The organism is Marivirga aurantiaca (assembly GCF_016679925.1).
GTDB classification, from domain to species: Bacteria; Bacteroidota; Bacteroidia; order Cytophagales; family Cyclobacteriaceae; genus Marivirga; species Marivirga aurantiaca.
The window spans coordinates 222295-246147 of sequence record NZ_JAEQBW010000007.1; the positions used below are offsets into that span (position 1 = coordinate 222295).

Below are 23853 nucleotides of genomic sequence, written 5' to 3' on the forward strand. Positions count from 1 at the left end.
TATTTATGCGAATATCAGCTTTTATTATTCTTTTCTCTCTATTTTCAATAGCTCAGGGCTTCACTCAAAATAAGCTTATTGAAGGTTTAATTATTGATGATACGGATGACTCACCTATTCCGGAAGTTAACATTCAAATAAAAAAATATAATATATCCACCATTACCAATGCGGATGGCAAATTTCAATTAAAGGTACCTTTGCAGTCTGCCTATCAATTGGAAATTAGCCATGTTTCTTATATCAATAGAAGCATAGAAATAAGAGATAATGAAATTGGAGCTGTTGAAATTAGGTTGAAGCCGGATCAGATGGTGCTTCAGCAGGTAGATGTGAAAGCGAAAAATAATAAGCTACCTACCGGCAACTTGCAAAAAATGACACCCATTTCGGCCAATGAATTAGCCACTCCCTTTAATGAATTCAATCAGTTAATAGGCACACTTCCCGGAGTAGTTTCGAACAATGAGTTAAGCAGTGCTTATGCTGTGAGAGGTGGGAATTTTGATGAAAACCTTATTTATGTGAATGGTATTGAAATTTACCGGCCACTTTTGGTAAGGGCAGGACAGCAGGAGGGCTTGAGTTTCATTAACCCCGATTTAGTGGGGAATATTAAGTTTTCTGCTGGGGGCTGGGAAGCAAAATATGGTGATAAATTGTCCAGTAATTTGTTAATTGACTATAAGAAAACAGATAAAACAGAAGGGAATGTTAATTTAGGTTTGTTAGGCGCTTCTGCTTATTTGTCCACTAAAACTACTAAAAAGGATAATTTATTACTTGGGTTAAGGTATAAAAATGCTAAATACCTGTTTAATACTTTTGATACTGATGGGGAATACCTGCCACGATTTTTAGATTTTCAGGGCTTCTATTCTTACCAGTTTTCTTCCCGAACGAGCATTGATGTTTTAGCTACTTTTGCACAGAATGACTATTATGTGGAACCCGCTTCAAGGGAAACAGATTTTGGATCTTTTCAGCAAAAGCTTAGGTTCTTTGTAGCTTATGATGGGGCTGAATCTTTAAGCTATCGTACCTTCCAGGGCGGCACAAGATTAAACCATCTGTTTTCAGATAGATTCAAAACTGCCATTATCCTGTCAGCTTTTAGTACCTCTGAATTTGAGTATATTAATACTGAAGGATTTTATAGGTTATGTGATGTCGATCGTGATTTTTCTTCCAATACTTTCGATGAATGTATTAGTCAAAGGGGAGCCGGAAGTAATTTTATGTACGCAAGAAATATTCTTGATGCCTATGTGCTGCAAGCACAGATCCGTAATGATTGGCAGTTTAACAAAAGCCAGTTATTTTCCTTTGGTATGGAATTAAAACAGCAAATAGTCGATGATTTATTGGATGAATATGAATTCCGTGACTCAGCTGATTTTGTGCAGATCACCAGAGTAGTTAATCAGGAAAACCAACTACAAGCTACATTTGCCAATGCCTATGTACAGCATGAATGGCAAATTAATGAAAGACAATATCTCAACAGCGGGTTAAGACTTAATTATGCATCTAATTCCAGTGAATTTCTGCTAAGCCCCAGGCTTCAATATCAATTGCTTTTACATCCGGATGAAAGTGGGCAATTGAGTTTATCAGCAGGGATTTATCGCCAGTTTCCCTTCTACAGAGAATTAAGGGATTTTCAGGGGCAATTACGGGCTGACATCCGAGCTCAGAATTCCATTCATTTCATAGCAAATTATACCAAGAATATGTCTTTATGGAATAGGCCTTTTCAAATGACTGGTTCGGGTTATTATAAATATTTATATGATATTATCCCTTTTGATGTTGACAACATTCGGTTAAGGTACAGGCCTGAACTGGAGGCGGATGGTTATTCGTATGGAGGGGACTTCCGGTTGAGTGGTGAATTTATACCCGGAACAGAATCCTGGTTTAGCTTGGGTGTTTTGTCTACAAAAGAAAATGTGGTAGGAGATGGGTTGGGCTATATCCGCAGACCTACAGACCAACGTGTAACAGCATCTATCTTTTTTCAGGACTACTTCATAAATGATCCTACCTTACGAGTGAATTTGAAATTGCAGGTTGGTTCCGGCTTGCCATTTGGGCCTCCCAATAGTGTATCATCAAGGAATAGCCTGACAGGTGAATGGTATCGCAGAATGGATGTGGGCTTCTCCAAACAGTTTACATTGGATCGTATAAACTTTGTGGAGTCTTTTTGGCTTGGACTTGATGTGCTAAATGTTTTGGGGGTTTCCAATACGATCTCTTATTCCTGGATAGAAGATTTCAGCGGACAAAATTTTGCAGTGCCTAATTCATTATCGGCAAGGTTTTTGAATCTAAAGGGTATAGTGAAGTTTTAATAAAAACCAGAAAAGTAAATATCTACCTATATGAACTACTTAAAATTACCTGTCATCCTGGGGCTTATTTTCCTCATAGCTTGTAGTCCAAAAACAGTTTTACAAACAGATACGGGGGAGCCCATTGATTTAAGTGGAAAGTGGAGCAGAACAGATGCTGAAATTGCAGTAAATCAAGTTTATGAAGATCTGATCCAGTCGGAGTGGCTTCATACATTTAGTGCAAGAAACAACTACAGGCCAACGATTTTAGTGAATTCTTTCGTAAATGATTTTAATGACGATGTGGCCAATCAACAGATTAAGGAAGTATTTGAGAATGTGATAGAAGAAAGCAGGCGGTTTGAATTAATTCATTCTGACGACACCTCCATACCTTATTTTGTATTAAATGGTGAAATAAATTCCAGTAAGTTTGAGATGAACAATGAGTCTGGGATTACTTATCAATTGGCTATTCAGTTGATGAATACTGAAGGAGAAGTAGTTTGGAATGCAGAAGATACTATTAAAAAGTTTTTAAAACAGTAATTCTCGTTTCATTTACCAGGAAAGAAGTAAAGGATAAGGAGTATATATTTAATTCTTTTCATCCTTTCCAAGGCGCTTTTTTAATTGTTCTACTGTAGACTTGGAATTGCCAATATATATTTGGCCATTGATTAAAAATACAGGTCTTTTGAGAAATGTATATTCTTCCAAAAGATGTTTTTTAAAATCATTTTCAGTGAGATTTTGTTGGTTTAAACCCAAACTCCTGAACTTAATAGCCCGTTTATTAAATAAATCCTCATAGGATTCAGTTATAACATACAGCTCTAATAATTGAGGTTCAGTAAGGGGAGCGTTTTTAATATCAATTTTGGTAAAATCATGTAAGTCCAATTGGGCCATGATTTTTTTACATGTGTCGCAAGTGCTCAAATAATAAACTACTTTTCTCATTTTTGTTAGCTTAACTTGATAAAATAATGAAAATACTTGTCTAATGTTAACAAAAAGTGTTAATTCGGGATTCAAAAATAAAATTAATTAAAGTTAAATATAGTATATCAATTAATTATGAAGGTAATAATGAAAAAAGGATTATTCGCAGTAGCAGCATTAATTTGTTTTAATTTCACTGCTGTTCAGGCGCAGGACGAAGAAATCACCGATAAGGATTTGTATAACTATGCATTATTAATGCAGGTTGTGGAACAAATGAAAGCAGAAATTAGCCCTGCAATTCAAACCATTATCGATAATCAGGATGGATTTGATGTGAAAAGGTACATTGAATTAAAATCCGGTGGTAAAAGTGAAGCTAAATTAAAAGAATTAGGAGCTAATGATTTTGAAGTAAAATTCATGATCATGTTAACAGAAGAGCAGGAAGAAAGAATTGATGTTATTAAAGAAGTAAATAATAAATTAGCTCAAAAAATGGTGGGAGTAAAAACTTATAAAGCTATAAAATCAGCATTGTCCAGCGATGCAGACTTAAAAGCTAAATATGATGAAATCGCCAAAAGAATAGCTCCTCCGGAAGATGAAGCATAAATTTTGATTATTTGTTGATAGAATTCCTATCACTTAAAAGGCTAAGCATAACTGTTTAGCCTTTTTTTATGGCTAATTTGGTAATAAAAAAATATTATTAAATTTTATTGCAATTATACAATTTAATGACTATTTTTCTTACCATAAAAGCTATAATTGTAAACATACATGAGATTTTCACCCAAAACCTATTTTCGTAAAAATCGCGCTCTAATCTTAGGAATAGGTTTATCTCTGGTATTGACCCTGGTATTTGTCTATGCTATCATTGTAAGTTATGGGATTTACATGGGTAAAGAGAAATTGCTTTTACATGAAAGATTAAATTATATTAAAACTAATATTGAGAGAACATTAAAAGCAGGAAATATGGCGGCTTTTACTATTGCTCTTTCAGTAAATGACAAGATGGAAACAGAGAATTTTGATTCCGTAGGTGCCCAGATAATATTGAGATATCCTTATATTTCAGGAGTAGAGCTCGTTAAAAACGGCTTAATCGAGTATGTTTATCCCTATGAAAGACATAAATCGGCCATTGGTTTTAATATTATTAATTATAGAGAAACCAGTTTAGAAGCTGAATTGGCCATTAAGCGGAAAGAAATTTATTATGCCGGACCTTTAGAGTTACAACAAGGCGGTACTGCGATAGTCGGTAGGTTACCTCTTTTCAAGGAAGGGGATTTCTGGGGCTTTTCAGCTGTTATAGTATTACTGGAGGATTTCTTAAAAGAGGTACAACTTAACAATTCTAATAATTCAGAAGTGCATTTTCAATTTGCTAAAATTAATCCTAATACTTTTAGAGAAGAGTTTTTTCTGGATGATGTAGGAAGCTTTTCTCAGAAGGTCAGCTATCTGTTTAATGAATCGGGATGGAAGATTTATGCTTATGCTAAAACAGACCCACAGGTTTATGTGGGGTTAGTTTTTATTGTGTTTTTAGGCTTGTCTTTTTCTGCCGGGAGTGGATTGTACCTTTATAAATCCTTAAAAAGGCCTGAGCAATTGAAAAGTTTGCTTTTTAGTAAAACCAAAGAATTACGTGCTCAAAGATTATATTATGCCTCAATGGTCAATGCTATTCATGACATGTTGTTAATTATTTCTAAGGAGGGAGACTTATTGGATTACCATGAAGCAAGAACTGATCAATTAAAAATCAAACCGGAAGATTTTCTTGGCAAGAACATTTATGAAGTGTTTGAAAAACCTTTTGCCAAAACTATTGCTGACAGGATAAGAGAATGCCTCAAGAATAAGACATTGATTGATCAGACCTATACAATAGAAATAGAAGGAAAAGAGAGGGATTTTGAAGTTCGTTTTGTACCTGTAAATCAGGATGAAGTTTTGATTTTTGTAAGGGATGTAACCGAAAGCAAACTAGCCCGATCAAATTTGGAGAGAAGTGAGGAAAAGTACAAGCAATTAGTGGAACAAGCTTCGGAGGGTATTGTTATTACTGAGGCAAATGGAGAAATAATAGAAATCAATAGCAAAGGATTATCCATGTTGAAGTTAGCTCAAGGTAAAGAAAAGTTAAATATAAATGACTTCGTTAAGCTCAATCAAAATCATGGTCTTCCTTTTACAGAATATATTAAATCTACTGGTGTTGTATTGGAAGAAGCTATACTGACCAATTTTGATGGACTTGAATTATCAGTTGAAATAAGTGCGGCTATCAATAGAAATGGTATTGTGCAAGCTATCATTAGGGATATTACTAAACGAAAGCATCAACTTAGCTCAATTAAATGGCAAAATGAAAAACTAAAAGAGATTGCCTGGATACAATCTCATAAGGTGAGAGCTCCTTTAGCGAGAATTCTGGGCCTCATTAATTATTTGGATAGATATAAACCCAATGACATCATGTCAAGGGAACAGGTATATCTCGAAATTGAAAAAAGTGCTATTGAGTTGGATTTAATGATTAGAAACGTTGTTCAAAAAACAGAAATGACTTATCTCCCTGAGGATTTACCTAATATAAGTTAGAGTCGCTACGACAAACTTACCGGATAAACTCCGGATATTCATTTACTTCGTAAGCTTTTGAATATAATTCTCAATAAAATCAGTGTAAAAAATTCTTAAATCAATTGTGCCATCGGTTTTTGTAGTGTAATTTACAATCGTGAAAATATCTATGATTGACACTTACTGGCGGAAATCAGACTTTTTCGGAAAAGCATCGCTTCTCTTTCGTTACGCAGCTTACATTTTTAACGCCATATTCTTATGGATTTTTCTCGATGCCAGGGATTTGCCTCTTAATATTTGGCATTATTCCACAGCTCTCACTGCTATTTTTCTACCCTTTATTTTGTTTGTATACTATGTGAACCGTAACAATGACAAAGGAGTAGGTATCAGGCAGAATATGATGGATTTTCTAATGGTGGGCTGGTATGTAGGCTTAATACAACTTACCTATATTCCCAGCAGCATTTTTGTATTAGGATTGATATGTAATTACATTGCCGCCAGAGGATTTCATAAAGCCTATCGATTATTATTGATTGGAGTGGGTTATGCTTTGACAATCCCTGTTTTTGGTTTTCAGATAAATAATGAAAATATCCCCATTCTTACTAACCTGGCTATTATTTATGCGGTTGTCCATTTTGTTACCACCGCTTATATAAGTTATGAATTCTCTAAAAGCCTTCAGGCTCACAGTAGACAAATACAACTGCAACAAAATGAAATTCTGTTACAGTCAGAGGAGTTAAAAACGCTTAATGATTCTCTTCAATCATTAAATACCCATTTAGAAGAAAAGGTATTCGAGCGAACAAAAGAACTAGCAGCCAAAAATGAAAAATTAGCTGAATACACATTTATTAATGGGCATCAATTACGTGGTCCTGTAGCCACTATGCTTGGATTGGTTCAATTGCTGGACTATGATAATACTGAAGATGAAAAGGAACTTATCATCTATAAACTTAAGAATGAAGTAGGTCTCCTCGATATAACCATAAAGGAAATCAAACTTAAATTGGAAACAGATCAACTAATTAATGATGATTTACGGGGAATTGAATCTGTTATGTCCCGAATTTGATTTCTTCAATTCTAGTATAACCTCCTTAGTATTTCAATGTACAGAATCCCCGACCGGGGACACTATTTAATAGCTCATTTCAACTATCTCTTTGGCTAACTCGGGCCCTACCTTTTGACGTTCGCCTAAGCCCATCCAATTCCTTTCCTTAAACCTGTCATATACAATCTGTCCTGTATTCTCATAATTATTGGTATAATCTGAAAGTTTAGTATCTATTCCCAAAGAATGAAAAAATGCAATGGTTTTTTCTATGGCTTTCTCAGCAACTTCAATGTCAGACTCACCCTGAATGTTCCAAACCCTTTTACCATATTGAACTAGTTTGTCTTTTTTATCTTCAAAAAGCTTTTTATATAAATTCGGAGCAATAATGGCCAATGTACGGGCATGGTCTATATCATATAGTGCAGTCAATTCATGGGCAATCATATGAGTGGACCAATCTGTTGGTACTCCCAATCTTAAAAATCCATTTAAAGCCATGGTTGCAGACCACATTAAATTCCCGGCTAAATTTTGATCACTGGGGTTTTCCATCACAGCGGGGCCAATTTCCACCAAAGTTTGTAAAATACTTTCGGCCATTCTATCCTGGATAATTCCTCCATGATTATAGGTAAGGTACTGTTCCATTACATGAGTAAAGGCATCCACCACACCATTAGCAATTTGTCTTTTAGGAAGAGATTGTATTACAGTCGGATCCAGGATTGAAAAAACCGGAAAATACTGAGGTCCGCCAAAAGTTCTTTTTTGCTGAGTAGCTACTTTGGTTACTACGCCACCACTGTTCATTTCAGAGCCTGTTGCCGGAAGGGTAAGTACTGTGCCAAATGGAACAACTTTCTCTTGTTTTCTAGCCAATCCTTTTTCCACCAAATCCCATTCATCTCCCTGATAATACACTGCTGCAGAAATAAATTTACATCCGTCTATGACCGATCCGCCACCTACGGCTAATATAAAATCAATATTTTTATTCCTAATCAGCTCGACAGCTTTCATCAGGGTTTCGAAATGGGGATTAGGTTCAATACCGGAAAACTCTGTCACTTCAAAATTTCTGGTAGCAGCAATTACCTGATCGTAAACTCCATTTTTTTTGATACTTCCACCTCCGTAAGCTAAAAGTACTTTGGAGTTTGCCGGAATATTATCTGATAACTTTTTGATTTCACCCTCTCCAAAAATAATCTTAGTGGGGTTTTTAAATTCGAATGCGTTCATACTTTATTTAATTTGCAAATTTAACGAAGCTCAAAGGTATTAGTTTAAATTATATGCCAAAAATGGATGATAACTTAAGCATGATAAAGGTGGTGGTATTTCAACTAAAATGAGCATAAATCTAGAACCTTTAACCCCTAGAGCCCTGATAGCTATCGGGGGCCAACCGAGGATAGGCTGCCTGTCTTTGGTAGGAATGTTAGGTTTGAAAGTGACGGGTGATGAACTGCTAAGCTACTTAATTAAATATTTAATTCTTAAAAGGCGTCTGACGGCTTATAGCCTTCTGACGCCAGATGAGATAGAGAGGCGTCAGACGGTTTGTAACCGTCAGAAGCCTCGTAGCCTTGAAGCTAATTAGTTTGTAATTTTATACCCTTTTGTGATTCGCGAAAGCATGCCCATATGGAGGAAAGATTAATAGTGGAAAAATCTAAACTTACTATTACAGCTTATTATGAGCAATCTATTCTTTTGATGTTATGGGAAAGGAATTAATAGGAAGCAATCTATGGACATATAGCATGTTTATGTTGGTTGATGATACTTATTTCATTTTTTTAAATATATTCACGCTAAGGAATAGCAAAATAGTTAAAATCTGTAAATATGAAAATCCTGCTTTCACTAATTTGTTTCTCAATCATTCTCTCTTGCCAACAACCATCAGAAGATGAGCTTATCCATGATATTCATAATACCCTTATCACTCAAAGGCAATATTTTTACCATGTAGAATATGCCGAAGGGTCGAAAGAAACTCCATCTATTTTTAGGCTTTTTGGAACAGGGAAGTTGAGTAGAAACAAGCAAAGTAGTATCTCCCAATTTTATTTTGGGCTGAATAAAGACAGGAAAGACAACTATTTGCATTTGATCCAATATGAGGGCGAGGCCATAGAACAACTTCATAGTTTGATTTTTGATGAAGCAGGTATAGATGTTCTGACTGATTCTCTTCATAGTGCCATTTTACTGAACCCTGATTTGATTTTATCTCTAAAGAAAAACTCAGACCAGGTCAGCACTGGTAAAATTGAGAATGATGATTTGTTCTTCATTGAATTTATTAATAAAAAGGAAGAAACTAAAATTGTACTAAAAACGGATCCCAGTTATCAACTTACAGGAGTTAATATTTACCTCAACTACGGGTCTGGGGAGCAATATTACAGGAGTTGGAGTTTTCAGTATTTGGATAAAGGTACTTATCAGGAGCAAATTGCTCAATCCGAAAAACAACTTCAAAGCAATCCAAAGACATTTCTCTAAATTTCATCTAAATTTTCAAAAGCTTTTCTTAAAGAAATTGTATTACATAAAGAAATAATGTATTTTTCCTATTACATAAATCAGTAAAGTATGTTCAGCGAAGCAGAAATAGCAATTATTATAAAGGATGAGGAAATTGATAAAATAGTAGATCAATTGAAACAGGATTTTATCACGAATGAAGCCCCCTACATGGAAATTAGCAACCATGATTTTTTGTCACTGATACTTCTAAGTACTGATGTGGGAAAAAAGATGGCCAATAAGCATGTAAGCTTTAGTGAGGAAATGTCCTTACAGAAAAAAGCAAGAAAATACTCTAAGGGAGGTTTCTTCCTTTCCTCAGACCCTGTTGTGGATGGACTGAAATTTCTTCTTAAGAATTTTGATGCATGGGAAGATAAATTTTATGCGGCTATCAATAAATGTTCGAAAGTACTTTTTCGATCTGATGACCTTCAATTAATTAATGATAAAAGCATAGATTTTGAAACTAAAGTAATGTACTCTCCTTATTTATTGATTCGGTTTATTTCTTCTTTATTCCTGGAAAGGGATGAAGATATTTTGAATCCGGGAACGATAAAGAAAGTAGAATTTGACAAATTAACTGAAATTGGAAGTAAAATCGGCTTGTCAGACTATCTTATTTTCAATGAATTCATGGCAAAATATGAGTTAAAATAAGACTGATACCAAGCTTTAGCATAATTATTGTACCTTTGTTAGTCGAAATTAAAGGAAAGTTTGCACAGGCGATTTAATTTATGAGGTTAATACTAATTTTCATTACAGCTTTTATGCTATTGCAGTTCCCTATGCAAGCTCAGGTTTTCAATCCTTGGGGGCCTCCTCCCAATGACAAGGAGATTGAAGCTAGTTTCCTAAGAAAAATCCTTTCACATTTTTCAGCAGAAGTAGCTATTGGGTATGGTAATACCCGCTATCGGCAAAATCTGGACGATTATAGCATCTATAGTGATAATGGCCAATTATATTTACTAGCCGCAGATAGTGCCAGTGGTCAACCAGTTGGTATTGGTAATTGGCTCAATAAACCTTTTGTGACTGACACAATCAATACTTCCAATGCCATTGTTTATAATCCTTCCAGTAATGAGCAAGATCCCAATAGGGCTTATTTAATTGACAGCGGAGAGAAACGACTGACGGGGGGAGGTAACGCAGTACCTTTACATCTAAAGCTACATTTTAACTACGACCGCTATAGGATTGGTGCAGGAGCTACTTTTGAATTCAATACTAAAGCAAAGATGGATTTAAAAGGGTATCCCGATTATATTAATAAATATGAATCTGATTTCTCTAATTTTCTCACCCGAAAATATTATTTTACAGCCGGAGTTCGCTATTGGGACTTCTGGGATTTCTCTTATTTTGCGGATGTAGAGTATGGTCGTTTCAGACTCTCAAATAATGCTTTTCCGGCTTCCAATGTTACAGAAAACAGCTATTGGAATGTGGGCTTTCCTGTTGAAAAGAATTTATCAAAATACTTTCATTTGGTTATGAGGCCTTCCATTGACTTAAAATCAATTAATACTGTAATCCCTTCAGGGGAAGCCATTAAGACCAATATGTGGAATTTACAATTTCAGGTAGGAGTGAGAGTGAGTTTCCCATTGTACCGGAAATGTCCAATTAGTAATTGCGAAGCGCAGAAAGAACATAAGCATATTGATAAAAAATTCAGGGGGCAACCTCTGCATAAAATTCAAAACCCCAAGGTGGGACAAAATCATCCATATCTGGCAACGCAAAAAAGAGGTTTATTTTCGTTTTTGAAACGTAAATGAAATGCTTATTTTTGCCACCGCTTGATTAAAATTCAGTAAATTGCAGATTAATTAGATTATTAGTAACATACTTATGGCTCAAGGAGAAAATGAGAATATAATCCCGATTTTTATCGAGGATGAAATGAAAGTAGCCTACATTGATTATTCAATGTCGGTAATTGTTTCCAGAGCACTTCCTGATGTAAGGGATGGGCTTAAACCAGTTCACAGACGTATTCTTTACGGAATGCAAGATTTGGGTTTATCCTATAATCGGTCTTATAAAAAATCAGCCAGAATCGTGGGTGAGGTTTTAGGTAAGTATCACCCACATGGTGATTCAGCCGTTTATGATACCATGGTGCGTATGGCACAACCATGGTCATTGCGATACCAGATGGTAGATGGCCAGGGTAACTTCGGTTCTATTGACGGTGATTCCCCGGCAGCTATGCGTTATACTGAGGCCAAATTAAAAAGGATTGCCGATGAAATGTTGGGCGACATCAATAAAAACACAGTTGATTTTCAGTCCAATTTTGATGATTCCCTCCAGGAGCCTTCTGTTTTACCTGCTAAAGTACCTAATTTATTGTTAAATGGTGCTTCAGGAATTGCGGTAGGTATGGCCACTAATATGGCACCGCACAACTTATCTGAAGTGGTTGATGGTATTCATGCTTATATTGAAAACCCTGAAATTACTATTTCGGAGTTAATGGAACATATTACTGCGCCAGATTTCCCAACTGGGGCGATAATTTATGGTTATCAGGGCGTTCGTGCAGCTTTCGAAACAGGAAGAGGCAGAATTGTGATGCGCGCCAAAGCGGAAATTGAAGTATTAAAATCAGGCAGGGAGCAAATTATTGTTTCTGAAATTCCATATATGGTGAATAAAGCCAATATGATTGAGAAAACTGCCGGACTTGTTAACGAAAAGAAAATTGAAGGTATTTCTGATATCCGGGATGAATCTGATCGTGATGGTTTAAGAATTGTTTATGATATTAAAAAAGATGCTATTCCAAATGTAGTTCTTAACAACCTTTATAAATATACGCAACTTCAGACGTCCTTTAGTGTAAATAATGTAGCCCTGGTGAAAGGTAGACCGGAAACATTAAACCTGAAGGATTTAATCAGACATTATGTAGATCACAGGCATGATGTTGTAATAAGAAGAACAGAATACGAACTTCAGGAAGCTCAAAAAAGAGCTCATATTTTACAAGGGTACCTCATCGCATTGGATAATCTTGATGCCGTGATTAAATTGATCAGGGAATCCAGAGATCCTGAAGTAGCCAAAAATGGCTTGATGCAAAATTTCGAATTATCAGAAATTCAGGCTAAAGCTATTCTGGATATGCGTTTGCAAAGACTTACTGGTCTTGAGCGTGAGAAAATTACTGCGGAATACGAGGAAATCATGAAATTGATAGAATACCTTGAAAGTATTTTGGGTAATGAAGAATTGAGAATGCAGATCATCAAAGATGAATTGCAGGAAATGAAAGACCGTTACGGTGATGAGAGAAGGACAGAAGTAGTTCACAGTGCTGAGGAATTTACGGATGAAGACATGATTCCTAATGAGGATGTGGTAATTACCCTTTCACATCAGGGATACATTAAAAGAACTCAATTAGTAGAATACAAAACCCAGGGAAGGGGTGGAGTAGGCTCCAAAGGTGCAGGGAGTAAAACAGATGATTTTACTGAATTGCTTTTTGTAGCCAAAACCCATAATTACCTGTTGATCTTTACTGAATTAGGTAAAGTATTCTGGATCAAGGTATATCGTTTACCTGAAGGTGCCAAAACCGCAAAAGGCCGGGCTATTCAGAATTTGATCAATATTGAGCCGAATGATTCCGTTCGTGCTGTGATCAATGTAGACAACCTTACAGATGAGGATTATATCAATAATAATTTCTTGATCATGTGTACAGAAAAAGGTACGATTAAGAAAACTACTCTTGAGGCTTATTCAAGACCACGTACAAATGGTATTAATGCAATCACTATCAATGAAGGAGATCGACTGTTGAATGTGAAATTAACCAATGGCGATAACAATATCATCATTGCTGCCAGATCAGGTAGAGCCATCAGGTTCCATGAAAGCAATGTACGACCTATGGGAAGAACAGCTGCCGGAGTAAGAGGAATTAAACTGAGCAGCGAAAAAGACGTTGTAGTAGAAATGGTTACTATAGAGCGTGAAAATGCCAATCTTTTGGTGGTTTCAGAAAAAGGATATGGTAAACGAACTGATATTGAAGCTTATCGAGTAACTAAAAGAGGTGGGAAAGGTGTAAAAACACTTAATGTAACTGAAAAAACAGGTGACTTAGTAGCTATCAAAGAAGTAATTGATACAGATGATTTAATGATTATTAACAAATCCGGTATTACTATTCGTATGGCTGTTGAGACTCTGAGGGTAATGGGACGTGCAACTCAAGGAGTTAGATTAATTAAAATAAGCGAAACAGATAGTATTTCTTCTGTTGAAAAAGTGGAAAAGATAGATGAAGCAGAATTAGATGAGGATGGAGAAGACATATCTGCGGAAGCTAATTTAAATACAGAGGAAAACAAACCGGATGAGAATGATGCGGAATCCGGCACAGAAAATACAGAAGAATAGAATAACTATTTGTAAAGAAATTGTAATTTTCTAATTTTAGCAAAAATTTAAGTTGATTCGATCAGCTATTACACATGTTTTAAAAATATAGGAAAAATGAGAAAACTCACATTATTTTTTGCCTTGATCTTATTAGCAGGATCGGCATTTGCTCAAAAATCAAATGTCCGAAAGGCAGAAAGTGCCTTAGAGGATGGTAATTTGCAGGAAGCCAAACAATTAATTGATGAAGCTATCCAGCATGAAAAAACCAAAGATGATGGAAAGACCTGGTTTACAAGAGGTACTATTTATCAGGCAATGGTGAAAGAAAACTATTCTGATGAAAACCTTAAAGAAGCTGTAAAAAGTTATGATAAAGTGATGGAATTGGAAAAAGAAGGTTCCAACTTCTATACTTTAACGGATTTGAAAATTCAGGAGCTTTGGGGAGGTTTTATCAATAAAGGTTCTGAGGAATATTCAGCTGAAAACTTCTCGGGTGCTTTTGATGCTTTTGAAAAGGCGTTAATGGTTTTACCTGAAGATACTACCGCTACTTTATATGCGGGTATATCCGCTCAACAGGCCAAGGATAACCAGGCCGCTTTGAAATATTACTATCGATTAATCGATTTGGGCAATCATTCTGAAGATATTTACAATAGCATTATTTCTATTGAGAGATATGAAAATAAGGATATTGATAAAGCTTTGGAGATGATCACAAAGGCTCAAAAGCAATTTCCTGAAAGTGATGCTTTTCAAAAACAGGAAATTAATCTCTTGATAGTAGCTGAAAGGATTGACGAAGCCAAGGACAAGATAAACGAGGCAATAGCCAATGAACCTGAAAATGCAAACCTATATTTCAATTTAGGCTATTTATATGAGCAATTGGAGCAGCCTGAAAAAGCGGAAGAAGCTTATATAAAAGCTGTTGAGTTAGATCCTGATTACCTTGATGCCAACTATAATTTAGCTGTTTATTATTATAATTTTGCAGCTGATTTATTTTCAGAAGCCAGAAATATGGACTTGAAAGAGTATCAGAAGAATGGTAAAAAAATTGAAGAAAAGGCAAAAATGTATCTGAAGAAAGCAAAACCTTATTTTGAAAAAGCTTTAGAGATTGCTCCTAAGGAATTAGCAATTATTGAAACACTTCAAACTGTATATACTCAGTTGGGTGAAATGGATAAAGCAGAAGAAATGATGGATAGAGCCGATGCAATTAACGCAGAATCCGGTGACAATTAAGGAAACATAATCTCTAATAAAAGGTTACTTCTAAAAAGGAGTAACCTTTTTTTTTGAAAAATAAATTGAATGGAAAATAAAAATATGCAAATAGCGACACTTGGAGCAGGTTGCTTCTGGTGTATTGATACTGTACTTAGGCAGTTAAAAGGAGTTGAAAAAGTTGTCTCAGGTTTTTCCGGAGGTAATATTAAGAACCCTGCCTATAGGGAGGTAGTTACCGGTAGAACCGGTCATGCAGAAGTAGCTCAAATTAATTTTGATCCGGCTGTTATTAGTTACGAAGAGATTCTGGAGGTCTTTTGGCAAACCCATGATCCTACTACTTTAAACAGACAAGGTGCTGATGTGGGGACTCATTACCGGTCAATTATTTTGTATCATAATGATCAACAAAAAGCAGTTGCTGAAAAAATGAAGCATCAATTGGATGAGTCAGGAATATTTGATGCTCCAATAGTGACAGAAATAAAACCTTTTGAGGCTTTTTATCCGGCCGAGGATTACCATCAGGATTTTTATAAATATAACCAGGAGCAGCCTTATTGTAGTTTTGTAATAAAACCTAAAGTGAATAAAGTAAAGAGACTTTTCGCTGATAAGCTAAAATAGGTGTATGTCTATGCAAGTGAGAACCACACCTCACCACCTGGTTTCATTTGCGCCATCTTATCCAGGTCGTCATCAATAATATTGGCTATGCGTGGATAGCCTCCTGTTGTTTGAGCATCAGCTAATAAAACAATAGCTCTGCCGTCAGGAGTTATCTGAATAGTTCCCGGAATAATACCTGAAGAAATCATTTCTTTCTGATGCTCCATTCCTGAGGTTTTTATTTGGTATCCCATTCTGTTGGCAGCCTGAGAAATAATATGACCCGTGCTGAAAAAACGAGCAATGGCTACTTTTGTAAACCATTCAAATTCCGGACCCGGGATTACCCTCAACCTTACAATATTGGTGAAAACCGTTTGATGAATAGAAGTTGTAGAATGGATGCTTTGATCATTAGTAGTGATGGAAATCGTACTCCCCTTTGTAATTACGCTATCAGGAGTTAATAATTCAGGAGATATGGTTGAAGCACTGGCACTACCCAACCATTTATTCACATTCCACTTTCCTGCTACAGCAAGGTACGCACGACAGCCTGATATCATTTTACCAAAAGAAAGTATAGAACCGGCTCTTACATTCTGTAATCGATGGTTTGCTATTGGTTCATTATTGAGTCGGGGACTTATATTCGCACCTGTAATGGCTATTTTGCAGGACTGATCAAAATGGATCTCCGGCCCAATGACAGTTATTTCAATAACCGGTGTGTCTACAGAATTCCCCACAATTTCGTTGGCAGCTTTGGCTGATTGTCTATCGAGGACACCACTTATAGGCACTCCTTGTTGCTGATGACCTGACCTGCCCAGATCTTGCACTAAAGTTTGCATTCCTGCCTTCATGAATTTTAGTTGTAGTTCAGGCATAAAAATCTTTTCCTTTTAATTCTCCTAATTCAAATTTTTTTTCGATTGTATGATATTCTTCCCCCGAAATAGAGTAAAATGTGATTAAATCACCCATTTGAATGAGAAATGGATATTTGTTCTTAGCTTGAAAGAGTGGGACAGGAGTCCTGCCAATTAATTGCCATCCCCCTGGGGCTTTCGCAGGATAAATCCCAGTTTGCTTACCTGCCAAACCAACAGATCCGGCTGCTACTTCCTTCCTTGGATGATCTTTCCTTTTACAGGACAGAATATTGGGTAACTTGCCCAGATAGGGGAAGCCCGGAATAAATCCTATCATAAATACATGATAGCTAACAGAGGTGTGATGTTCTACTATTTCTTTGGGGCTTAGCCTGGTGAATTCAGCTACCTCAGAAATATCCGGCCCAAATTCTTCTTCGTAGCAAACAGGAATTCGGAAATGTTTTCCGGGTATAATTTCACTATCATTTTTCAAATCCATTTCTTGTATTTCCTTTTCCAGTAGGGAATACGAAGTGAGGCTTGGGTCAAAAACGATCGTGATTGAACAATAAGCCGGGATATAATACTGTACTCCTTTCAGTTTCCCCGCTAACTCGCTTAGAGCTTTAACTTTCCTGTGAATTTCCACATTTATTTCCTGGGAAAATTGAACTAATAAAGCGTGATCTCCATAGGGCATTATTTTTATCATACCAGAAATTTAGCGAGATTGAAATTGTTTCTTTCAGCTGCTTTTTGAATATCTTTTAAGATTTCAGGAGCCAAAGGATTATCACCATGAATGCAAATACTATCTACTTCCAAATCAATTATTCCACCTTGAACTTTTACTTTTTTTTCTTTAATGATTGAAATAGCCTGGGCAACTGAATCTTCAACTGTGGCAACAACTGCCCCGTTCTGGTTGCGGGGCATCAGGTTTCCGGTAGGTAAATAAGCTCGGTCAATAAAACCTTCTCTAACAAAAGTAATTCCTCTATTGTGCGCCAAATGCTCCAATTTGCTTCCTGGTAAGCCCATAATGGCCAATTGGGGATCTATTGCCTGAATGGCTTCTAAGGTGGCTATTCCTTCTTCTTCATTGTTAGTGATGGAATTGTACAAAGCTCCATGAGGTTTTACATAAACCAATCTGCCACCAAGGCTTTCTGTCATTCCTTTTAATGCAGAGATTTGATATTTAAGTATTGCCCTTAGCTCATTAAGGGGTAATTGCATGGGGCGCCTGCCAAAACCCATTAAGTCAGGATAGGAAGGATGTGCCCCTATCTGCACCTTATGTTTAAGTGCGTTTGTAATAGTATTTTCAATATGTATTGGATCACCGCCATGAAATCCGCAGGCGATATTACATGAAGTTATATAAGGAAAAACTTTTTCATCATTACCCACGCTGAAATATCCGTAACTTTCTCCTATGTCGCAATTAATATCCATTCGATCCACTATCCATATTTTTAAAATAAACCCAAAGCGGAATTTATACCTTTTACTCCAAGCATTAACGTAATTAATATGACGATGAAACCTAATATATTAATGAATTTTGAGTTTACATAATTCCCCATAATAGTTTTATCATTTACGATCCATAAAAGATAAATGGCTATTACCGGAAGTATAAGGCCATTGGCTACCTGAGCTAATAGAATGACCGAAGTGGGCCGAAAGCCAAGGGAGGAAAAAACAATTCCTGTCAATAAAACAAACCCCCATACAATACGAAATTTCCAACTTTTAAAACTACTTTTCCATCCCAGGATCTCAGAAGTGGCGTAAGCTGCTGCCAATGGTGCTGTTATGGAAGATGAGAATCCTGCTGCTAAAAATCCGAAGGCTATAAAATCGGATGACCATGAGCCCAGAATTGGGTGAAGTTGTTGGGACAGATCAGCAAAACTTTCAATGGTAACTGATGATCCTCCGAAGGCCACTGCACTGGTTATCATAATACACATTGTAATTATGCCACCCAGGCTTACTGAAATGATGGTGTCCCATCTGGCAAACTTTAGCTCTTCTTTATTCTTCCATTTTTGTTTGGCAGAGGAAGCGTGCAGGAACAAATTGTAGGGAACTACTGTGGTACCAATTAAACCAAGTACCATGAAGGTTGCATTTTCCGGAATGACAGGAATAAAAAGGCCACTGATTATTTTGGAAAGGTCGGGTTGAACCAAAATAGCTGAGACAAAGAAAACAACTGCCATGATAGCCACTAAAAGCACGAGGAATCTTTCGATCAGTTTATATTTTCCTATAAATAATAAGACAAAAGTAACTGCCCCGATAACTATAATCAAAGGGTTAATCCCATAAAAGCTTTTAGGACTGCCAAACCCCAAAACGGCTCCTGTAAGATTGCCGGCTTCATAAGCTGCATTGCCGATTACAATTGCCAGTATCACTAAAGCAAAAGTGAATCCTTTTAAGGCTTTGTTTTTGGTTTTGGATCTTAAGGCATCACCAACCCCCATACCTGTAATCACGCCAAGCCTTGCGGACATTTCCTGCAATATAATGGTGGAAATTACAGAAAACAGCATAGCCCATAGTAAGGTATAGCCAAATCCTGCACCGGTTAGTGTAGCTGTAGTGACTGTTCCCGGGCCTATGAAAGCTGCTGCAACCAATACTCCGGGGCCAAGTTCCTTGATTCTAAAGCGCATATATTCAACATTTAATAATGTGGAATATAGTCAAAATCTTTAAATAGAAGCCCCTCCTCAATTAATTATTGATTGCATCTATGCATGTTTGGATCTCAGAATATACTCTCAATCCTTTCACCTAAACAGCTGCTTTTAGCGACTCTTTAGTTTCATCAAAAATATTACCATCATCTGCGAATTTCTGGATAAGGTTAAGGTCCAATCGGTCAGTCAGGTTAGCAGAGTAATGAACCTTTTTGATCACTAAATCTTTATCAACTAAAAATTCTGCCGGAATGGTTTTTATGGATTCTCCATCTGCCATGGTATGCATGGGCAATCCTTTCATTTTGGCTTTAAAGGCAGTTTGCACAAAAGTAGTGACATGGCTAACAGCCGATTTCAATCCTGAACTTTCCAATCCATAGGCATCGTACCACTGTTTCTCCGGGTCGGAAAGCAATGGGATAGGAGAGACTTCCTTGTGAAAAATACTTCTTAATAAAACATTTTCCTTCGATTCAAAAAAGAAAATCATTTCCAAACCTTTTGCTTTCAGTTCTTCATGTACTTTGGTTAAAGCATGTACTCTTAAGTTACAGAAAGGACAACCCGCATGTCGGAAAAAAGCAATGAGTATTTTTTTATCCCGGTATTCTTCCAAATTAATTGTTCTTCCAAAAATATCTTTTTGGTTGAAAACAGGGGCTGTTAGATCTTTGCTCAGTTTCATAATCTTTTATTTACCACTATATACTAACAAACCCAATCTTTGGTTTTTATTAAATTTTCAAATTCGACAAACTCTGCCAATACCTAGCTGAATGTCTCCTACAAAAGCATGATAGTGATGACTTCATTGGTATTCATTTTAGCATGCTGGTAAGGACCATTGTACAGATGAAGTTAATCAAAAGTATCCGGTTCAGAAAAGTGAGATGAAATAGTAACCTCTATAGGTTTTAAGAATGATTAATATGCACTTTTCCCTTATAAATCAATTATAAGGCATTTTTTTCACTCAGAAGAAACTTAATTGTCATATTTTTAATTTTTGGATGATCGTAATTTTTAAATTTTCCACATGAAAAATTTTATCTTTATTTGCTCCCTTTTTTATTCAGGTTTTATCTGTGCTCAAATACCTTCAGGCTATTATGAAAGCACTGCTGATTTAAGCGGGGAGGCACTGAAAAGCTCGCTTTATCAGATCATTAAAGGACATACTGAATATTCTTATACCAGTAGCTCAACAGACGTATGGGATATACTTAAAGAGGCTGATGCAGACCCAAATGATCCTACTTATGTGATCGGGATTTATTCAGGATTTAAAATGCTGGCGGCTGAGGAATATAACAGTGGACAAGGTTGGAATCGTGAACATGTTTGGGCGAAAAGCAGAGGAGATTTCGGGACCTCTACAGGTGCCGGAACTGATACGCATCATTTAAGGGCTGCTGATATATCCACTAACTCGGCAAGGAATAATAGGAATTTTGATTATGGGGATACTCAATATGAAGATATGACTGGTGGATATAGTGGTATGACTGACTCATACACAAGTTCAACCAATTATGTGTGGGAGCCACGGGATGCTGTAAAAGGAGATGTAGCAAGGATGATATTCTATATGGCAACCCGATATGAGGGTGAAAACGGGGAGCCTGATCTTGAAATTATTGAAGAGTACCTGGAAGCAAGTAGCAAGGAACCTTTTCATTCCCGATTATCAGTTTTACTGGAATGGCATGAATTTGATCCGGTAGATGAAAATGAAAGAAATAGAAATGAAATTATTTTTGGCTATCAGAGAAACAGAAACCCATTTATTGATCACCCGGAGTTCGTCAATCAGATTTGGGCAGGAGAAGCTCCGGAGCCTTGTTTGGTGGCTAATTTATCTTATCAGTTCTCTTCAGATAGTCTGCTGTTTGAAATAGAAGAAAAGGAACCTGTTTCTGAAATAAAAACTTTGTCTATTCAAGCTTCCGGCTTATTGGATGATTTAAAAGTGATCCCTCCCGGGAAGTTTGAAATTTCCTCAATGCAGGACTTTTCAGAGGTCATTACTTCTGAAGATACCTTGGCAATACAAGCAAATGATGGTGATATCCAGGCGCAGGTGTTTGTCAGATATAATATAGAGGAGACTCCTGAAACCGTCATTGATTCTATCCGGTTTACTACTTCTTGTGACTCTACCTTCTATGTTAAAGTGGCAGTTAAAATATTAGAAGAGGAAGTCATTACAGCCATCAATAAAAAATCCATCCGGAAAGTGATGGTTTATCCTAACCCGATAAAAGACCATTTCACTATTAATATTTTGGAAGGAACGGAAATAGTTATTTATAATCAAACAGGTCAGGTAATATTACATACCCAAAAATTACGGAAGGCTGAAAGGCTAATTGAGAAAATGGAACCCGGGATATATTATATCAGGGCTTTTACCAAGCAAGGTGATTATCATCAAAGAATTGTAAAGACTACAGCCGGATCCGTCCAATCGTATGAATAAGGCTAAGTAGCATCTTCTTCTAAGATAGTACTTTCTTCATAAAAGACTACTTTTGAAATTATGCCATCATTGTCAGTTGCATCTGCAGATATAGTAATTACTGCTCCTTCAGCAAGAATGTCAGCTGTTGCAGATGAATTGGCAATAACACAAACCTGTTCGTGAGCTAATGTTCCGCTTAAGACTAAGCCAGTGCTCCAGCCCTCACAATAAATTGGGTAATAAAAGAAACTTCCTGCGGTCAGACACTTTTATTTCTGATGCAAAATACCTAGGGTGCTCTTGATAAATGCTCCAATGTTCAAAAACCAAATAAAATTTGCTCGGAGTATGCGCGTGGGTGGACAAAAGGCGGGGAGCGCGTGGAATTGCAGCTTGGGAGCATCTTTTTGTCTTGATTTTTTCAATCTTTTGTATCAAGACAAAAGATGAAGAATAAAATTTGGTTTAAAAATGCATAAAATTTAAGTTAAACCTTAATATTAAATGAAATTCCTGTTTTCTGAGGTTTTGTACTTTGATTTAAATTTAAAGAAACACTAATAAAAGCAAGGATACCCAGTTTATAGGTGAAATTTATTTTTCATTAGGAGCCTACCTAAAATGAATCTGGTCGGTTGTTCTAATTTTACTTTTGCTGTATTTAGTACCTTTGATAATGATCAATATTTATTTTCAATATATTATTAGAGATTTAACAGGGTCAGCCTGGACAATAAACCTGTGATATATGTAAATCTATTAATGTACTCTATAACTATTTCGATTTTATCTTTGCCACCTTTGTTTCTCTGAAAATAGCATTTCCCAAATAAGGGAATGAAATCAATTCAGATTATAAAAGTAGAATTTATTGCATAAAAAATTACTTTATGAATGATTTCTAATACTAAAAACAAACTATATACACATGAAAATTAAACTAAGTATTCTGCTACTAAGCGTGGCATTTGTAACAATGCAAGCCTGTAATTCATCAGCTGAAAAAGAGGAAAATTCTAATGATACAGCATCAGAAGAAGTGACTGAATCAACATTAACAGTTGCTGAAAGAAAAGCAAAACTGGAGAAAAGTAGAAAAGAACTGGAGCTGCAAAAAAAGGCTGAGCTTGAAGAATTAGCAAAAAATAGTCCGTATTATGAATTACCTGATGGTAGTTTGGTTTTCTATGTGGTTGAAACTGAACCTTCCTATATGGGAGGGAATGAAGCCATGATTCAATTTCTAGAGGATAATTTAAAATACCCTGAAGAAGCTAAGTCTGATGATCAGGAAGGTACTGTTTTTGTCGACTTTATTTTATCAGACAAGGGAGTAGTTACCAACTCAGAAGTGACCACCTATACCTATAAAAATATTGATCCGGCTTTTGTTAAGGAGGCACTTAGGGTTGTTGATATGATGCCAGCATGGTCACCCGGACTTCAAAACGGAAAACCTGTAGCAGTAAAGTATAGTATTCCGATTACTTTTCGGATCAATTGAAAAATACTTTAATGTATTTCATAGTTAAAAAAGGCGAGGGGCAACTTTCGCTTTTTTTTTGATAGAATTACCAAAGTCATTCCGCCAGTTTTACGCGATTCCAACTATCCGTAGAGTTCCGCAGGGCTCTAGGTTTTTTCTATGATTGAGAGTCTTTGCCTCAGGGCAAGCATTCCCCCAAAGGGATCCCTATGGGGATAACCACTGAACTACCGCTGTTCAAAATCAATTTTTCAATAAATTCTTTAGATTTTTGGGCTTTCAGGAAGTGTTCTCTTTTAAGGGCTTCTGTTTTGGTTTCATATTCTTCGATGTAAACCAGTTTCCAAGGTTGTTTTCTTGCAGTATACCCTTTATGACGTTTGTTATGTTTTATTAATCTCTCCTGTGGATCATTGGAGCTACCAATGTAGTAGGAATGGTCTTTTTCGCTTTGAAGTATGTAGGTGTAATGTGGTTCCATATTTCGATATTAATGAAAATGGTATTAAACAAAAAAAGCTCACTTAAAAAGTGAGCTTT

The 23853-nt window shown here is 36.2% G+C and carries 21 protein-coding genes; 13 read left to right on the top strand and 8 right to left on the bottom strand.

What is annotated here, in order from left to right; genetic code table 11:
- The first annotated feature begins 5 nt into the window (after window positions 1-5).
- Together JKA74_RS15230 and JKA74_RS15235 are read left to right on the top strand one after the other, a co-directional pair.
- Window positions 6-2357, top strand: a complete 2352-nt coding sequence (locus JKA74_RS15230) for a TonB-dependent receptor (protein WP_201432071.1) — start codon at window positions 6-8, stop codon at window positions 2355-2357.
- A gap of 30 nt (window positions 2358-2387) precedes the next feature.
- Complete coding sequence (locus JKA74_RS15235) at window positions 2388-2888, top strand: hypothetical protein (protein WP_201432072.1); 501 nt, start codon at window positions 2388-2390, stop codon at window positions 2886-2888.
- 48 nt (window positions 2889-2936) lie between these two features.
- On the opposite strand, the gene JKA74_RS15240 is transcribed toward JKA74_RS15235, so the two are convergent.
- Window positions 2937-3302, bottom strand: a complete 366-nt coding sequence (locus JKA74_RS15240) for an arsenate reductase family protein (RefSeq protein ID WP_201432073.1) — start codon at window positions 3300-3302, stop codon at window positions 2937-2939.
- Between the two features lie 129 nt (window positions 3303-3431).
- On the opposite strand from JKA74_RS15240, the gene JKA74_RS15245 reads away from it, so the two are divergent.
- The 3 genes from JKA74_RS15245 (at window position 3432) to JKA74_RS15255 (ending at window position 6978) form a co-directional block, all read left to right on the top strand.
- Window positions 3432-3899, top strand: a complete 468-nt coding sequence (locus tag JKA74_RS15245; protein ID WP_201432074.1) for an SPFH domain-containing protein — start codon at window positions 3432-3434, stop codon at window positions 3897-3899.
- 168 nt (window positions 3900-4067) lie between these two features.
- Window positions 4068-5906, top strand: coding sequence for a PAS domain S-box protein (locus JKA74_RS15250; RefSeq protein WP_201432075.1), 1839 nt, complete (start codon window positions 4068-4070; stop codon window positions 5904-5906).
- Window positions 5907-6057: 151 nt separating this feature from the next.
- A complete protein-coding gene (locus JKA74_RS15255; RefSeq protein WP_201432076.1) occupies window positions 6058-6978 on the top strand; it encodes a hypothetical protein in 921 nt (306 codons plus the stop codon).
- A gap of 66 nt (window positions 6979-7044) precedes the next feature.
- Here JKA74_RS15255 and JKA74_RS15260 read toward each other — a convergent pair whose 3' ends face one another.
- Window positions 7045-8208 (bottom strand): iron-containing alcohol dehydrogenase, encoded by a 1164-nt coding sequence (locus JKA74_RS15260; RefSeq protein ID WP_201432077.1) that lies wholly within the window; start codon window positions 8206-8208, stop codon window positions 7045-7047.
- Between the two features lie 609 nt (window positions 8209-8817).
- Between JKA74_RS15260 and JKA74_RS15265 the strand changes: the two genes are divergently transcribed.
- From JKA74_RS15265 to msrA, 6 genes are all read left to right on the top strand, one after another.
- Window positions 8818-9480, top strand: a complete 663-nt coding sequence (locus tag JKA74_RS15265) for a hypothetical protein (protein ID WP_201432078.1) — start codon at window positions 8818-8820, stop codon at window positions 9478-9480.
- A 90-nt stretch (window positions 9481-9570) separates the two neighbouring features.
- The gene (locus JKA74_RS15270; RefSeq protein ID WP_201432079.1) at window positions 9571-10167 is read left to right on the top strand and encodes a hypothetical protein; all 597 of its coding nucleotides are present in this window, start codon (window positions 9571-9573) and stop codon (window positions 10165-10167) included.
- Between the two features lie 80 nt (window positions 10168-10247).
- A complete protein-coding gene (locus JKA74_RS15275) occupies window positions 10248-11297 on the top strand; it encodes a hypothetical protein (protein ID WP_201432080.1) in 1050 nt (349 codons plus the stop codon).
- Window positions 11298-11370: 73 nt separating this feature from the next.
- Window positions 11371-13935, top strand: a complete 2565-nt coding sequence (gyrA, locus tag JKA74_RS15280) for a DNA gyrase subunit A (protein WP_201432081.1) — start codon at window positions 11371-11373, stop codon at window positions 13933-13935.
- A 96-nt stretch (window positions 13936-14031) separates the two neighbouring features.
- Entirely contained in the window at window positions 14032-15174 is a 1143-nt protein-coding gene (locus JKA74_RS15285; RefSeq protein ID WP_201432082.1) for a tetratricopeptide repeat protein, read from the top strand.
- Window positions 15175-15243: 69 nt separating this feature from the next.
- Window positions 15244-15786: a peptide-methionine (S)-S-oxide reductase MsrA gene (gene msrA / locus JKA74_RS15290; RefSeq protein WP_236587850.1), complete on the top strand. Its 543-nt coding sequence runs from the start codon at window positions 15244-15246 to the stop codon at window positions 15784-15786.
- 8 nt (window positions 15787-15794) lie between these two features.
- On the opposite strand, the gene JKA74_RS15295 is transcribed toward msrA, so the two are convergent.
- From JKA74_RS15295 to JKA74_RS15315, 5 genes are all read right to left on the bottom strand, one after another.
- A complete protein-coding gene (locus tag JKA74_RS15295) occupies window positions 15795-16658 on the bottom strand; it encodes a 5-oxoprolinase subunit C family protein (RefSeq protein ID WP_201432083.1) in 864 nt (287 codons plus the stop codon).
- Entirely contained in the window at window positions 16651-17358 is a 708-nt protein-coding gene (pxpB, locus tag JKA74_RS15300) for a 5-oxoprolinase subunit PxpB (protein WP_201432084.1), read from the bottom strand. The genes JKA74_RS15295 and pxpB overlap by 8 nt, the downstream gene beginning before the upstream one ends.
- Window positions 17355-18104, bottom strand: coding sequence for a 5-oxoprolinase subunit PxpA (locus tag JKA74_RS15305; RefSeq protein WP_236587860.1), 750 nt, complete (start codon window positions 18102-18104; stop codon window positions 17355-17357). The genes pxpB and JKA74_RS15305 overlap by 4 nt, the downstream gene beginning before the upstream one ends.
- A 20-nt stretch (window positions 18105-18124) precedes the next feature.
- Window positions 18125-19336, bottom strand: a complete 1212-nt coding sequence (locus JKA74_RS15310) for an Nramp family divalent metal transporter (RefSeq protein ID WP_201432086.1) — start codon at window positions 19334-19336, stop codon at window positions 18125-18127.
- A 121-nt stretch (window positions 19337-19457) separates the two neighbouring features.
- On the bottom strand, window positions 19458-20051 hold the full coding sequence (locus tag JKA74_RS15315) for a peroxiredoxin-like family protein (RefSeq protein WP_201432087.1): 594 nt from the start codon (window positions 20049-20051) through the stop codon (window positions 19458-19460).
- 351 nt (window positions 20052-20402) lie between these two features.
- Here JKA74_RS15315 and JKA74_RS15320 point away from each other — a divergent pair, with 351 nt between their 5' ends.
- Window positions 20403-21845 carry an endonuclease gene (locus JKA74_RS15320; protein WP_201432088.1) on the top strand — a complete coding sequence of 481 codons (1443 nt, stop codon included), beginning with the start codon at window positions 20403-20405 and terminating at the stop codon, window positions 21843-21845.
- A 910-nt stretch (window positions 21846-22755) separates the two neighbouring features.
- Window positions 22756-23331, top strand: a complete 576-nt coding sequence (locus JKA74_RS15325) for an energy transducer TonB (RefSeq protein ID WP_201432089.1) — start codon at window positions 22756-22758, stop codon at window positions 23329-23331.
- 160 nt (window positions 23332-23491) lie between these two features.
- Here the strand turns inward: JKA74_RS15325 and JKA74_RS15330 are convergent, their stop codons facing one another.
- Entirely contained in the window at window positions 23492-23794 is a 303-nt protein-coding gene (locus JKA74_RS15330) for a GIY-YIG nuclease family protein (RefSeq protein WP_201432090.1), read from the bottom strand.
- Window positions 23795-23853: the final 59 nt, after the last annotated feature.

What these genes read in the sequence shown, in the direction of transcription:
- JKA74_RS15230 (WP_201432071.1), top strand. Translation starts at nt 6, where the DNA reads ATGCGAATATCAGCTTTTATTATTCTTTTCTCTCTATTTTCAATAGCT.
- JKA74_RS15235 (WP_201432072.1), top strand. Translation starts at nt 2,388, where the DNA reads ATGAACTACTTAAAATTACCTGTCATCCTGGGGCTTATTTTCCTCATA.
- JKA74_RS15240 (WP_201432073.1), bottom strand. Translation starts at nt 3,302, where the DNA reads ATGAGAAAAGTAGTTTATTATTTGAGCACTTGCGACACATGTAAAAAA.
- JKA74_RS15245 (WP_201432074.1), top strand. Translation starts at nt 3,432, where the DNA reads ATGAAAAAAGGATTATTCGCAGTAGCAGCATTAATTTGTTTTAATTTC.
- JKA74_RS15250 (WP_201432075.1), top strand. Translation starts at nt 4,068, where the DNA reads ATGAGATTTTCACCCAAAACCTATTTTCGTAAAAATCGCGCTCTAATC.
- JKA74_RS15255 (WP_201432076.1), top strand. Translation starts at nt 6,058, where the DNA reads ATGATTGACACTTACTGGCGGAAATCAGACTTTTTCGGAAAAGCATCG.
- JKA74_RS15260 (WP_201432077.1), bottom strand. Translation starts at nt 8,208, where the DNA reads ATGAACGCATTCGAATTTAAAAACCCCACTAAGATTATTTTTGGAGAG.
- JKA74_RS15265 (WP_201432078.1), top strand. Translation starts at nt 8,818, where the DNA reads ATGAAAATCCTGCTTTCACTAATTTGTTTCTCAATCATTCTCTCTTGC.
- JKA74_RS15270 (WP_201432079.1), top strand. Translation starts at nt 9,571, where the DNA reads ATGTTCAGCGAAGCAGAAATAGCAATTATTATAAAGGATGAGGAAATT.
- JKA74_RS15275 (WP_201432080.1), top strand. Translation starts at nt 10,248, where the DNA reads ATGAGGTTAATACTAATTTTCATTACAGCTTTTATGCTATTGCAGTTC.
- gyrA (WP_201432081.1), top strand. Translation starts at nt 11,371, where the DNA reads ATGGCTCAAGGAGAAAATGAGAATATAATCCCGATTTTTATCGAGGAT.
- JKA74_RS15285 (WP_201432082.1), top strand. Translation starts at nt 14,032, where the DNA reads ATGAGAAAACTCACATTATTTTTTGCCTTGATCTTATTAGCAGGATCG.
- msrA (WP_236587850.1), top strand. Translation starts at nt 15,244, where the DNA reads ATGGAAAATAAAAATATGCAAATAGCGACACTTGGAGCAGGTTGCTTC.
- JKA74_RS15295 (WP_201432083.1), bottom strand. Translation starts at nt 16,658, where the DNA reads ATGCCTGAACTACAACTAAAATTCATGAAGGCAGGAATGCAAACTTTA.
- pxpB (WP_201432084.1), bottom strand. Translation starts at nt 17,358, where the DNA reads ATGATAAAAATAATGCCCTATGGAGATCACGCTTTATTAGTTCAATTT.
- JKA74_RS15305 (WP_236587860.1), bottom strand. Translation starts at nt 18,104, where the DNA reads ATGGATATTAATTGCGACATAGGAGAAAGTTACGGATATTTCAGCGTG.
- JKA74_RS15310 (WP_201432086.1), bottom strand. Translation starts at nt 19,336, where the DNA reads ATGCGCTTTAGAATCAAGGAACTTGGCCCCGGAGTATTGGTTGCAGCA.
- JKA74_RS15315 (WP_201432087.1), bottom strand. Translation starts at nt 20,051, where the DNA reads ATGAAACTGAGCAAAGATCTAACAGCCCCTGTTTTCAACCAAAAAGAT.
- JKA74_RS15320 (WP_201432088.1), top strand. Translation starts at nt 20,403, where the DNA reads ATGAAAAATTTTATCTTTATTTGCTCCCTTTTTTATTCAGGTTTTATC.
- JKA74_RS15325 (WP_201432089.1), top strand. Translation starts at nt 22,756, where the DNA reads ATGAAAATTAAACTAAGTATTCTGCTACTAAGCGTGGCATTTGTAACA.
- JKA74_RS15330 (WP_201432090.1), bottom strand. Translation starts at nt 23,794, where the DNA reads ATGGAACCACATTACACCTACATACTTCAAAGCGAAAAAGACCATTCC.